The organism is Enterobacter sichuanensis (assembly GCF_009036245.1).
Classification (GTDB): domain Bacteria; phylum Pseudomonadota; class Gammaproteobacteria; order Enterobacterales; family Enterobacteriaceae; genus Enterobacter; species Enterobacter sichuanensis.
This window is the reverse complement of sequence record NZ_CP027986.1, coordinates 552216-564214: the sequence shown is the minus strand read 5'-3', so window position 1 is coordinate 564214 and position 11999 is coordinate 552216. Positions and strand designations below refer to the sequence as shown.

Here is an 11999-nt window from a genome sequence, read left to right as displayed (position 1 = left end):
CCGCGATCCTTATTGTCGGCGGGCCAGCTCCCGCTGAATATGATCCAGCAGAATATCGATGTTAATGGGCTTACGCAAAAAAGCAGCGGCGCCCAGACTGAGGGCGTACCGCTGCATATTTTCATCAGCATGACCGGAGATAAAGAGCACGGGCGGCGGCGGTACGGCCAGCAGCCGCAGCTTGTCGAACAGCTCCAGGCCGCTCATACCCCGCAGTTTGATATCGGTGATCACCAGCGCCGCGCCGGACAGGGCGAGAGGGTGGCTGAGAAATACCTCTGCCGAATCAAACGTATCGGTCGAATAGCCTTCCGACTCCAGGAGATTACTCAACCCGCTGCGGACGGAACGTTCGTCATCAATGATGGCAATGCGCCACGGCAGCGTCATGCTGTCTTTCCTCTCACAAAACATTAAACGTCGCGATCGTCCTTCGCGGGCGCAGGGGGCGCCGTGCCGCTGATTTTCGGCACGCATTCGTGACGAAACCAGGCGAGGGTAAGCGGTTCGCGACTCAGTAAACGTCGTCCCACCGGGATAAGCTGTTCGCCCACCAGCATGCCAAACAGGCCCAGCAGGGCAACAACCGGCGGCGCCGGGGAATGAACGTCGAGCAGGGCGTAAATTACCCCAGCTACCACGCCGCACACCAGCGAAATTATCCACGCTTTCATGAGGACGCTCCCGTCTGCGATGTCGCCTGCACAACGGTCACCTGAGGCGGCGGCGCGCCGTCGCGGGATAACAGATGGCGCGTCGCCTGTTCACCCGCCAGCATCCCCAGCAGGCCAATCAGCGCCAGCGCGGGCGGCGCGGGGGAGCGCACCTTCAGCACGGCATACATCAGGCCAATCAGCACGCCTGCGGCAAGGGATATCAGCCCAGTACTCATTGTGAACTCCAGAGATAAAGGCAGCGGCGAGCCGGATGAGGGACCAGCCCGCCAGCGGGGCTTAGCGGGCCGGGACCGGCGCTAAGGTGCGGTGCTCGCTCTTCTGGCGAGACGGCGCTTTGTGCACCATGGTGTAGGCGTAATCCACGCCCATGCCGTACGCGCCGGAGTGCTCACGCACAATATCCATGACCGCGGTGTAGGTCTCTTTACGCGCCCAGTCGCGCTGCCACTCCAGCATCACCTGCTGCCAGGTCACCGGGATGACGCCCGCCTGGATCATGCGCTGCATCGCGAAGTCGTGAGCCTCTTTGGAGGTGCCGCCGGACGCGTCCGCCACCATATAAATTTCGTAGTCACCTTCCAGCATCGCGCACAGGGCGAAGCTGTTGTTGCACACTTCGGTCCACAGACCGGCAACCACCACCTTCTTCTTGCCGTTGGCCTTCAACGCGTCGCGCACTTTCTGGTCGTCCCAGGAGTTCATGGAGGTACGCTCCAGAATGTCCTGGCCCGGGAACACGTCCAGCAGCTCCGGATAGGTGTTACCGGAGAAGCTTTCAGTCTCAACGGTGGTGATGATGGTCGGGATGTTGAACACTTTGGCCGCTTTCGCCAGCGCCACGGTGTTGTTTTTCAGCACCTGGCGGTCAATTGACTGCACGCCAAACGCCATCTGTGGCTGGTGGTCGATGAAAATAATCTGACAGTTCGCAGGGGTTAATACTTCGAGCTTTGAAGAGGTCATAGCATTTTCCAGTGGTTAAGGGTGAAATCGCCGTGAGTGCCACGCCGATAAAGTCGCCCCCATCCTGCGGTTTTCCGTCTCCGCGCGTAATTATCTCTTCGTATAGTTAACCTTAGGTATAGTTATACTTTGGTATACCTATCCTATTGTATAACTGGATCTTTGCCGAAACCGGTTCCCATAATCCTGACCATTCCCCTCTCAGTCAGGAGCAGTTATGGTTACCCTCGGTAAAGCCGATCTCATTCTGGTTAACGGCCAGTTTCACACCGTCGATCGCGAGAACCCTGTCGCGGAAGCCGTTGCCGTGCGCGACGGAAAATTTCTGGAAGTGGGTACCGTCGCCGGGGTGATGCAACACCACGGCGACGGCACTCAGGTGGTGGACCTAAAAGGCCACACCGCCATCCCCGGCCTGAACGACTCGCACCTGCACCTGATCCGCGGCGGGCTGAACTACAACCTCGAACTGCGCTGGGAAGGCGTGCCCTCCCTGGCCGATGCCCTGCGGATGCTGAAAGAGCAGGCCCTGCGCACGCCGTCGCCCCAGTGGGTGCGCGTAGTGGGCGGCTGGACCGAGTTCCAGTTCGCCGAGCGCCGCATGCCGACCCTCGACGAAATTAACGACGCCGCGCCGGACACCCCGGTCTTCATCCTGCACCTGTACGACCGCGCCCTGCTCAACCGTGCCGCGCTGAAGGTGGTCGGCTACACCAAAGACACGCCAAACCCGCCGGGCGGCGAGATCCAGCGCGACGCCAACGGCAACCCGACCGGGATGCTGATTGCCCGTCCGAACGCCATGATCCTCTACGCCACGCTGGCCAAAGGGCCGAAGCTGCCGCTGGAGCAGCAGGTCAACTCCACCCGCCAGTTCATGCGCGAGCTGAACCGCCTGGGGCTGACCAGCGCCATCGACGCGGGCGGCGGCTTCCAGAATTACCCGGAAGATTACGAGGTGATCGCCGAGCTGCACGAGAAAAAGCAGATGACCATCCGCATCGCCTACAACCTCTTTACCCAGCGTCCGGGCCACGAGCTGGAAGACTTTGAAAAATGGACCGACATGCTCACGCCGGGCCAGGGCAGCGACTTCTTCCGCCACAACGGCGCGGGCGAGATGCTGGTCTTCTCCGCTGCCGATTTTGAAGACTTCCTCGAGCCGCGCCCGGACCTCGCGCCGGGCATGGAGGACGAGCTGGAGCGCGTGGTGCGTCATCTGGTGGAACACCGCTGGCCGTTCCGCCTGCACGCCACCTATAACGAATCCATCAGCCGCATGCTGGACGTCTTCGAGAAGGTGAACCGCGACATTCCGTTCAACGGCCTGCACTGGTTCTTCGACCATGCGGAAACCGTTACCCAGGCCAACATCGACCGCATCAAAGCGCTCGGCGGCGGCATTGCCGTGCAGCACCGCATGGCCTTCCAGGGCGAATACTTCGCCGAGCGTTATGGCATCGAAGCCACCCGCCACACGCCGCCGGTGGCGAAAATGCTGGAGACCGGCGTGCCGGTGGGCCTGGGAACGGACGCCACCCGCGTGGCGAGCTACAACCCGTGGACCGCGCTCTACTGGCTGGTCTCCGGCCGCACCGTCGGCGGGATGCAGATGTACGATCACAGCGCCCGACTGGATCGCGATACCGCGCTGATGCTCTGGACCCAGGGCAGCGCGTGGTTCTCCAGCGAGCAGAACCTGAAGGGGCAGATCAAGGTCGGCCAGCTCGCGGACCTGGCGGTGCTGAGCAAAGACTACTTCCGCGTGCCGGAAGAGGAGATCAAGGGCATCGAGTCCGTCCTGACGGTGGTCAACGGCGATATCGTCTACGCCGCGGGCAGCTTTGGCCCGCTCGCGCCGCCGGCCATTCCGGTTCTGCCCGAGTGGTCCCCGGTGGTCAAGGTGCCGGGCCACTACCGCAGCGCGCCGCCGCAGGCCGCACGCGTTGGCATGAGCGCTGTCCACCACTGCAGCGGTCCGTGCGGGGTTCACAGCCACCAGCATGATTTCGCCCGCACGTCAGCGATGCCGGTGTCCGACGATAACGCTTTCTGGGGGGCGCTGGGCTGCAGCTGCTTTGCATTCTGATGAAAAACACCACTATACCGCCCCGGATCGACCTGGGGCTGTTCTTCCTGCGCCTGACCGGCAGCCTGCTGCTGCTCTACGTGCACGGCCTGCCGAAGGTGCTGCACTTCAGCGAAGAGCTGACGCGCATTGAAGATCCGTTTGGCTTCGGGCCTTACGCCAGCCTGATCCCGGCGATTGTCGCCGAGGTGATTTGCCCGCTGTTGATCATTGCGGGTGTTTACACCCGTCTGGCGTGCCTGCCGATTATCGCCGTGCTGCTGGTGGCGATGCTGGCGGTCCACCCGAACTGGTCGATTGCCGAAGGGCAGTTTGGCTGGCTGCTGCTGATTATCTTCACCACCCTTGCCCTCACCGGGCCGGGCCAGTGGCGGCTGCAGCGTAAGGCAGCGGAGAGGTTGGCATGACCCAGGTTAACGACGTTCGCGACGCACACGTCGAGACGACGCCCGCACCGACGGTTTCGCCCTGGCAGCCGCTGAGCCAGCCGGTGTTCCGCATGCTGTGGATCGCCACGGTGGTCTCTAACGTCGGCTCATGGATGAGCGACGTCGGCATCAACTGGAGCATGCTGACCCTGAGCGCCGATCCACTGGATATCGCGCTGGTACAGGCGGCCAGCAGCCTGCCGATGTTCCTCTTCGCCCTGCCGTCCGGGGTGATGGCGGACATCGTTGACCGACGTAAATACCTGCTCTTCTCTCAATTGTGGGTGTTCATTGCCGCCGCCGGGCTGACGGTGCTCTCCTTCACCGGACACGTGACTCCCGCCGTTCTGCTGGTGGCGACGTTTCTGCTGAGCGTGGGGGCGGCGATGAGCTCGCCGCCGTTCCAGGCCGTGGTGCCCGATCTGGTGAGCAAGCCCGAATTGGGTGCCGCCGTGGCGCTGAACTCGCTCGGGGTGAACATCAGCCGGGCGATTGGCCCGGCGATCGGGGGCTTCCTGCTGTCGCTCGCCGGGCCGTGGATGGTGTTTGCCCTGAACGCGCTGTCTGTGGTTGGCGTGGCGTGGGTGCTGTGGCGCTGGCGTCCGGCCCCGTCCATTCAGCGTCTGCCGCCGGAGCACTTTTTCTCGGCGGTGCGCTCGGGCATTCGCTACGTGCACGCCGCGCCGGTGCTTCGCAACGTGCTGGTGCGCACGGTGGCCTTCTTCATTTTCGGCAGCGCAGGCTGGGCACTGCTGCCGCTGGTGGCGCGCCGCGAGCTGGGCTTAGGCCCGGCAGGATACGGCGTGATGCTGGCGTGCATTGGCCTGGGGGCGATTGCCGGGGCCATTCTGCTGCCGCGCCTGCGCCAGCGGCTGAACGCCGATCGGCTGATGGTGGCCGCCAGTCTGACCTTTGCCCTCACCATGCTGGCGCTGGCGTTTGTGCGCCACGTCTGGCTGCTTAATCTGTTTGAGTTCTTCACCGGCTTCGCGTGGATTGCGGTGCTCTCCACCCTCAACCTCGGCGCGCAGCGCAGCGCCGCCCGCTGGGTGAAGGCCCGGGCGCTGGCGGTCTACCTGACGGTGTTCTTCGGCTCGATGACCACGGGCAGCGCCATCTGGGGGCAGATCGCGTCGCAGTTCGGCACGCCAACCTCGCTGGTGATCGCCACGCTGGGGATGGTGCTGGCAAGCGCCACCGTGTTCCGCTGGAAGCTGGAGAAAGATCCTGATTTAAACCTCGACCTGAGCGGCCAGCCGCTGGACGGCGTGGAGATCGACCTGCCGAACGAGCGCGGCCCGGTGCTGGTCTCGCACGAGTACATCATTGACCCGCACAACGCGAAGGCCTTCCTCGAGGCGGTCCACGAGCTGCGCCGGGTGCGCCGCCGCGCCGGGGCGATGAGCTGGGCGGTGTACGAAGATATTGAGCGCCCTGGTCTGTTTATCGAGACCTTCCTGATGGGCTCGTGGATTGAGCATCTGCGCCAGCAGGAGCGCCACACCATGAATGACCTCCTGCTGCAGAGCCGCGTTCTGGCTTTTCATCAGGGCACAACATCACCGGCCATTCGCTATCTGGTCGCGCCGGTATAACCCTAACCATCACCTGTACAGGAACACACTATGGCAACGTTTAAGGCAAAAGACGGCACGCAGATTTACTACAAAGATTGCGGCGCGGGTAAACCGGTTCTCTTCAGCCACGGCTGGCCGCTGGATGGCGACATGTGGGACAGCCAGCTGAACTACCTGGCCGAGCGCGGCTTCCGCGCCATCGCCTTTGACCGTCGCGGCTTTGGCCGCTCGGATCAGCCGTGGAACGGCTACGACTACGACACCTTTGCGTCCGACATCAACGACCTGATCACCACCCTGGACCTGCAGGACGTGACGCTGGTGGGCTTCTCCATGGGCGGTGGCGACGTGACCCGCTACATCAACAACTACGGCAGCGCGCGCGTCGCCGGTCTGGCGCTGCTGGGCGCGGTGACGCCAATCTTTGGTAAATCTGCGACCTTCCCGCAGGGTGTGGATCAGAGCGTGTTCGACGGCATTCGCGACGGGCTGCGTAAAGATCGCGCCCAGTTTATCAGCGACTTTGCCACCCCGTTCTACGGCATCAACGCCGGGCAGACCGTCTCTGCCGGTGCCCTGACCCAGACGCTGAACATCGCCCTGCTAGCGTCCCTGAAGGGCACCATCGACTGCGTGACCGCGTTCGGCGAAACCGATTTCCGCCCGGATATGGCCAAAATCGACGTGCCGACGCTGGTCATTCACGGCAGCAACGACCAGATCGTGCCGTTTGAAAGCACCGGCAAGCTGGCGGCAGAGATGATCAAAAACGCCACGCTGAAAGTGTACGACAACGCGCCGCACGGCTTCGCGCTGACCCACCAGGACCAGCTCAACGAAGATCTGCTGACGTTTGTGAAGTCCCTGTAATTTTTTCCAGGCCGGGTAAGGCGCAGCCGCCACCCGGCGCTTTCACAGACGCGTTCCGCTCCGCCAGCAGCCGACAAATCTCCGCGTGCTTCTCCTCGGTAAAGGTAAAGCGCGACATAAAGCCCATGCGGATCAGCGACCCAATCGCCGGTAACAAACAGATCCCGAAGAACAGCCCCGACAGCACGCCTGCACTCTGGAGTTGCGCCTGCGGCACGTAGCCGATCATCGTCAGGAACACGCCGATGAGCCCACCGCCCACTGCCACCGACATCTTGCCGGTAAAGGTCTGCCCGGAGAAGGTGATCGCCGCGCAGCGCTTGTGGGTGTGGTACTCCGCGTACTCGATGGTGTCGGCAATCATCGACGAGGTAAGAATGTTGGTCATCATCACGAACAGCGTGCTCAGGCCGAGGAGAATAAACAGCATCGTCACCTGCTGATAGCCGACAAACCACATCACCACGCGCACCGCCACGTCCAGCCCGCAGAGGATCATAAACAGCTTCCGCTTCTGCATCCGGCGCGTCAGCATCGGCGCGACCAGGCACAGCACCGCCGCCACGATCCCCATCACGCCAATCGCCATCTGCAGGCTGCCGTCGCCCAGGTTGTTGATAAAGAAGTAGATGTAGAGCCCGCCCGCCACGTTGTGGAACACGCAGAAGAAGAACGACAGCAGGACGATAAACAGCGGCTTGTTCTGGCGCAGGTTGTGGAAGGTGTCGCGGATGGTCACCTTTTCCGGGCTCGGCGGCACGCGCTCTTTGATCTGCATAAAGCCGTTAAGCATCAGCGGCAGGCCCACCAGCATCATCACCAGCGCCGCCATAAAGTAGCCTTTATCGTTGCTGTACTGGGCGAAGAACGCCGCCAGCTTCGGGAAGAAGATGTTGGCGCAGGCAATCCCGGCGTTCACCCCGAGCATCGCCGCCGTCACCGCGCGGGTACGCTGCCCGGAGTCGTTGGTCATCACCGACGACATCGACCAGAACGGGATATCGGAGATGGCGTACAGCGTCCCCCATAGAATATACGTCACCCCGGCGTAGAGGATTTTGGTGGTCATGTCCGCTTCGATTTTATAAAACGACAGCAGCGTGACGCCGGTGATCAGCAGCGGCGCAATCAGCAAAAAGTGGCGAAACTTGCCGAATCGGCTGTTAATGGTGTCCATTATGCTGGCAAAAAGCGGATCGTGAACCGCGTCCCACGCGCGGGCAATCAGGAAGATGGTGCTCGCCGCCAGCGCCGAGATCCCCAGCACGTCGGTGTAAAAATAGTTAATAAATGAACCCACTAAACCAAAGCTAAAACACTGACCTAAACCATAACCAAAATAAGACCACAACTCGCGAGACGGTATTTTCATTGTCATTGCCATTGTTATATGCCTGCCTGGTTGCCCGGCGGTGGTCCGCCGGGTCGATATTATTAGTCCTGCGCCTGCGGGGCGATCTTGCGCAGCTGCTGCATCAGGGCGATTTCACGGCGCGAAAACGGAATGCCGTTCTCCTCAAACACGTCGTGGAACCAGAGGCGGCAGTAGTCCGTGGACTCCTTCATCACCACCGGCCACGGCAGCCACGTCTGGGTTTTGCCGCGCACCAGACCCCACTGGTACGGTGCGACCTTCGCCGCGTACATCAGCGGAAGCTGCTCTTCCATCGTGCTGCCCACGTGGCGCGCCAGCCATTCAGTGCAGAACAGCGGACGACCAAGCTTTTGCAGTTGCTGGATAATCGCCGTCATGCGCCCGGTGTGGGTATAGGCGTGGAAGCTGACCACATCCGAGAGCGCCAGTGCGGTCTGGTCCAGCGGATGCTGGAAGAACGTCTCGTCCTCCTCTTCCGGCGGCAGACGCCACGCGCAGACGGTGAGCGGCTGGGTCGGATCTTCTTCACGCACCCACTGGAATGCGAGCTTCATAAGCTTATGGGCGCAGGTCTCCAGCTTCGCGTCGTACTGCACCTCCTGCGTGCCGGTCGCGAAAATACCGCGGTTGCCCGGCTCGTTGTAGAGATCCCACAGGAGCACGCGCTTATCGTCGCGGAACTGGCGAACAACGTCGCGGATATAGCGCTCAATCTGCGACCAGCAGTCGGGATCGCACACTTTGTCGCGCCCCGGGCTCGCCGCCGCCTGGCTGTTGTGTTTGCCCGGCACCGGCGGCTTTTGCGGGCCGAGGTAGGGCTCGTCGCCGGAGAAGCCGCAGTCGTCCATCAGGGTCAGCATGGTGCTGAAACCGCGGCCGTCGGCAATCGTCAAAAAGCGGTCAATGCGCGCCATCAGCCCGTCGCGGTCGTGCTCCCAGACGATAAACGGCAGGTTGATGCGCAGGGTGTTGTAACCCGCGTCCGCCGCCCAGCCCAGCTCGCGCTCGATGGTTGCGGCATCGAAGGTCTCTTCCTGCCAGATATCGGTCCAGTTCACCGCCGTCGACGGCAGATAGTTAAACCCGCACAGCCAGCCTTTTTGCTGATACCACGCCTGTGCCTGCTCCCTGCTCCACTGCTCTTTCATTACGCGTCCTCTTACTGATAATATTTAGCTAATAAATATTAGCCGCAGGATAAATGCGCAAATCACGGCGATAAGAAAAGCGACGCCCCTCACAAAGTTCACGCTTCGATGAATGAGAAACGTGATCGACGGCGCGTAAGCGTGCGGTTAGGGTATGATGCGAATTCGCGAAAGGGAGAGGACGGATGAAGCGAAAAACGAAAGTGACGATGAACGATATTGCGCGGGCGGCAGGGGTGTCGCAGGCGACGGTATCGCTGGTGCTTAACCAGTCCCGCAACATCAAGCTCAGCGACGATACCCGCCAGCGGGTGATTAATGTGGCTACCGAGCTCGGCTACGACCGCCTCCCCGCCGTTCACGCCCCGCGCAACCAGGAAGAGATCGCCCTGCTGGTCAGCTCCATGCAGAGCTTCGACCCGTTTATCGACGCCATCAGCCAGGCGCGGGAAGCGGCGTGGCGCAACGAGACGTTGCTCACCGTGTATGACTACGGCGACGACATCGAGCTGGCGCTGAACATCATCCGCCAGCTGGAGAAGCGCAACTGCATCGGGATTGTCCTCGCCTCACCGGTCACCACGCTGGTGGACATGACGGCATTCCAGGACTGCACCCGCATCCCGCTGGTGCTGCTCAACCAGCGCGACCCCGGCTCGCCGCTGCTGCCGTCGTTTATCCCTGACGACTACGCCAACGCCTTCCAGGTGACTAAACACCTCATTGCCTGCGGGGCGACACGCATCGCTCACATCACCGGCGAGAGCTGGATGGAGGCCTCGCGCCAGCGTCTGGCCGGCTACCAGGCGGCGCTGCAGCAGGCCGGACTCGCGTGCGACGATAATCTGGTGCGCCAGACCAACTGGCAGTTCAGCGAGTCCTTTACCGCCACCACTGCCCTGCTGGAGCTGGGCGAGCGCCCGGACGCCATCTTCTGCGCCAGCGACTGGCTGGCGATTGGCTGCTATCAGGCGCTGGCGGTGAACGGCGTGCGCATCCCAGAGGACATGCTGCTGGCGGGCTACGACGACCAGAAGATCTCCGAGCAGCTCACCCCGCCGCTGACCAGTATCCAGTTGCCCTACAGCGAGCTGGGACGGCTGGCGGTGGAGTACCTGTGCAATCAGGAAGATGCCGCCACGCACGTGACGCTGGCGGGCAGGCTGAAGGTACGCGCCTCAAGCCCCGTCTGAGGTAAACACCATGCCCGCATAGGGCTTATCGCGGCACGCCGCCAGCCGCGCGGCGAGGCTGCCCACATGCAGCTCCAGCTTGTGCCCGTCCGGGTCGAGAAAATAGAACGACGCCCCCTCGCTTTTGTTCTGCTTCCAGACGGTGACGCCCGCCTGCTCAAGCCTGTGCGAGAACGGTTCAAAATCCGCTTCCGCCACGGTAAACGCGTAGTGGGTGTAGTCGCTCTCCTGCGGCGGCACGTACTGGCGCGCCTCGTCGTACGACAGGCAGACCCACAGATCGCCGCAGGTGAGATAGGCCCCGGTATTCCAGCGGGCGTGCAGGGTCAGACCCAGCAGCTCGTGCCAGAAGGTGACGCTTTTTTGCAGGTCGCTGACCGCGAGGGTCAGGTGGTTGAGTGATTGCAGCATGACGTGCCCTTTTGTTTTTCGCGCCGGACGTGGTACGGTAAAGAGATGAACATAAACCACGCCGTGCTCACCGTAAACCGCTGGTGGCTGCCTTCTTAAAGGCGGCACGGAGTAGTTTTTCCCATTTTCAGATAGCCGCCGAAAGGCGGCTTTCACATTTCTAAGACCCCTTTCGGCAACTGCACATTAAGGAGTCTTTATGAACATACCAACCATCCTCACCGGCGACCGTCCAACCGGCCCGCTGCACCTCGGCCACTTCGTCGGATCGCTGCGCCAGCGCGTGGCGCTGCAGCAGACGCACAACCAGTTTGTGCTGATTGCCGACCTGCAGGGGCTAACCGACAACGGCAGCAACCCGCAGAAGATCCGCGACAACATCCCCGAAGTGCTGGCCGACTACCTCGCCGCCGGCATCGACCCGAACCTGACCACGATCTGCCTGCAGTCCGCCCTGCCCGCCCTCGCCGAGCTGACGATGCTGTATATGAACATCGTCACCGTCGCCCGCGTGGAGCGTAACCCGACGGTGAAAAACGAGATTGCACAGAAAGGCTTCGCCCGCTCGCTGCCGGTCGGGTTTATGGCCTACCCCATCAGCCAGGCGGCGGACATCACCGCGTTTAAGGCCGAGTGCGTGCCCGTCGGCGACGACCAGCTGCCGATGATTGAGCAGACCAACGAGATTGTGCACAAGATGAACAGCCTGCTGCCCGCCCCGGTGCTGCGCCACTGTAAGGCGATGCTGAGCGACACCAGCCGCCTGCCCGGCATCGACGGCAGCGCCAAGATGTCGAAATCACTGGGCAACACGCTGCACCTTTCGGCCAGCGAAGAGACCATTCATCGTGCGGTCAGCGCCATGTACACCGACCCGAACCACCTGAAGGTGAGCGACCCGGGGCAAATTGAGGGGAACGTGGTGTTTACCTACCTCGACGCGTTTCATCCGGACAAGGAGAAAGTGGCGGCGATGAAGGCGCACTATCAGGCGGGCGGGCTGGGTGACCGGACGTGTAAGAACGAGCTGGAGGGGTGCCTGCAGGAGCTGATTGCGCCGATGCGGGAGCGGAGGGCGATGTATATGCAGGACAAGGGGGAGCTGATGGCGATGCTGAAGCGCGGGACCGAACGGGCGCAGGGGGTGACGCAGGAGACGTTGCGGGAGGTGAAGGTTGGGTTGGGGGTGCCGGTGTTTTGATTAGGTGAGTTGATTGAGGTTGGGCGGCGGAGCGTGGGATTGGCATGACGCCGCTTAATTGTTTTAG

The 11999-nt window shown here is 62.0% G+C and carries 13 protein-coding genes; 6 read left to right on the top strand and 7 right to left on the bottom strand.

All coding sequences use genetic code 11. From position 1 onward, the window contains the following. Positions 1-9: 9 nt before the first annotated feature. From C1N69_RS02690 to C1N69_RS02675, 4 genes are all read right to left on the bottom strand, one after another. Positions 10-390 (bottom strand): response regulator transcription factor, encoded by a 381-nt coding sequence (locus tag C1N69_RS02690; protein WP_047957675.1) that lies wholly within the window; start codon positions 388-390, stop codon positions 10-12. A gap of 23 nt (positions 391-413) precedes the next feature. Beyond that, entirely contained in the window at positions 414-674 is a 261-nt protein-coding gene (locus tag C1N69_RS02685; protein ID WP_010427264.1) for a XapX domain-containing protein, read from the bottom strand. Next, positions 671-892: a DUF1427 family protein gene (locus C1N69_RS02680; protein WP_047957674.1), complete on the bottom strand. Its 222-nt coding sequence runs from the start codon at positions 890-892 to the stop codon at positions 671-673. Before C1N69_RS02680 ends, C1N69_RS02685 begins: the two co-directional genes overlap by 4 nt. Before the next feature lie 61 nt (positions 893-953). Then, on the bottom strand, positions 954-1640 hold the full coding sequence (locus tag C1N69_RS02675; RefSeq protein ID WP_023331928.1) for a hydrolase: 687 nt from the start codon (positions 1638-1640) through the stop codon (positions 954-956). Positions 1641-1857: 217 nt separating this feature from the next. Between C1N69_RS02675 and C1N69_RS02670 the strand changes: the two genes are divergently transcribed. From C1N69_RS02670 to C1N69_RS02655, 4 genes are read left to right on the top strand one after another with little or no spacing between them, the layout of a single operon-like run. Beyond that, positions 1858-3729 (top strand): amidohydrolase, encoded by a 1872-nt coding sequence (locus C1N69_RS02670; RefSeq protein WP_155030644.1) that lies wholly within the window; start codon positions 1858-1860, stop codon positions 3727-3729. After that, positions 3729-4136: a DoxX family protein gene (locus C1N69_RS02665; protein ID WP_155030643.1), complete on the top strand. Its 408-nt coding sequence runs from the start codon at positions 3729-3731 to the stop codon at positions 4134-4136. The genes C1N69_RS02670 and C1N69_RS02665 overlap by 1 nt, the downstream gene beginning before the upstream one ends. Continuing rightward, the gene (locus C1N69_RS02660) at positions 4133-5752 is read left to right on the top strand and encodes an MFS transporter (RefSeq protein WP_155030642.1); all 1620 of its coding nucleotides are present in this window, start codon (positions 4133-4135) and stop codon (positions 5750-5752) included. The genes C1N69_RS02665 and C1N69_RS02660 overlap by 4 nt, the downstream gene beginning before the upstream one ends. A 30-nt stretch (positions 5753-5782) precedes the next feature. Next, a complete protein-coding gene (locus C1N69_RS02655; protein WP_155030641.1) occupies positions 5783-6604 on the top strand; it encodes an alpha/beta fold hydrolase in 822 nt (273 codons plus the stop codon). On the opposite strand, the gene C1N69_RS02650 is transcribed toward C1N69_RS02655, so the two are convergent. Both C1N69_RS02650 and C1N69_RS02645 read right to left on the bottom strand, forming a co-directional pair. Further along, on the bottom strand, positions 6567-7988 hold the full coding sequence (locus C1N69_RS02650; protein ID WP_155030640.1) for an MFS transporter: 1422 nt from the start codon (positions 7986-7988) through the stop codon (positions 6567-6569). The two genes, C1N69_RS02655 and C1N69_RS02650, sit on opposite strands and share 38 nt — an antisense overlap. 50 nt (positions 7989-8038) lie before the next feature. Further along, positions 8039-9127, bottom strand: coding sequence for a cellulase family glycosylhydrolase (locus C1N69_RS02645; protein WP_155030639.1), 1089 nt, complete (start codon positions 9125-9127; stop codon positions 8039-8041). Between the two features lie 185 nt (positions 9128-9312). Between C1N69_RS02645 and C1N69_RS02640 the strand changes: the two genes are divergently transcribed. After that, complete coding sequence (locus C1N69_RS02640) at positions 9313-10320, top strand: LacI family DNA-binding transcriptional regulator (RefSeq protein ID WP_155030638.1); 1008 nt, start codon at positions 9313-9315, stop codon at positions 10318-10320. On the opposite strand, the gene fosA is transcribed toward C1N69_RS02640, so the two are convergent. After that, on the bottom strand, positions 10306-10731 hold the full coding sequence (gene fosA, locus C1N69_RS02635; protein ID WP_155030637.1) for a FosA/FosA2 family fosfomycin resistance glutathione transferase: 426 nt from the start codon (positions 10729-10731) through the stop codon (positions 10306-10308). The genes C1N69_RS02640 and fosA overlap by 15 nt on opposite strands. Before the next feature lie 199 nt (positions 10732-10930). Between fosA and trpS the strand changes: the two genes are divergently transcribed. After that, positions 10931-11932 (top strand): tryptophan--tRNA ligase, encoded by a 1002-nt coding sequence (trpS, locus tag C1N69_RS02630; RefSeq protein WP_155030636.1) that lies wholly within the window; start codon positions 10931-10933, stop codon positions 11930-11932. Positions 11933-11999 lie beyond the last annotated feature (67 nt).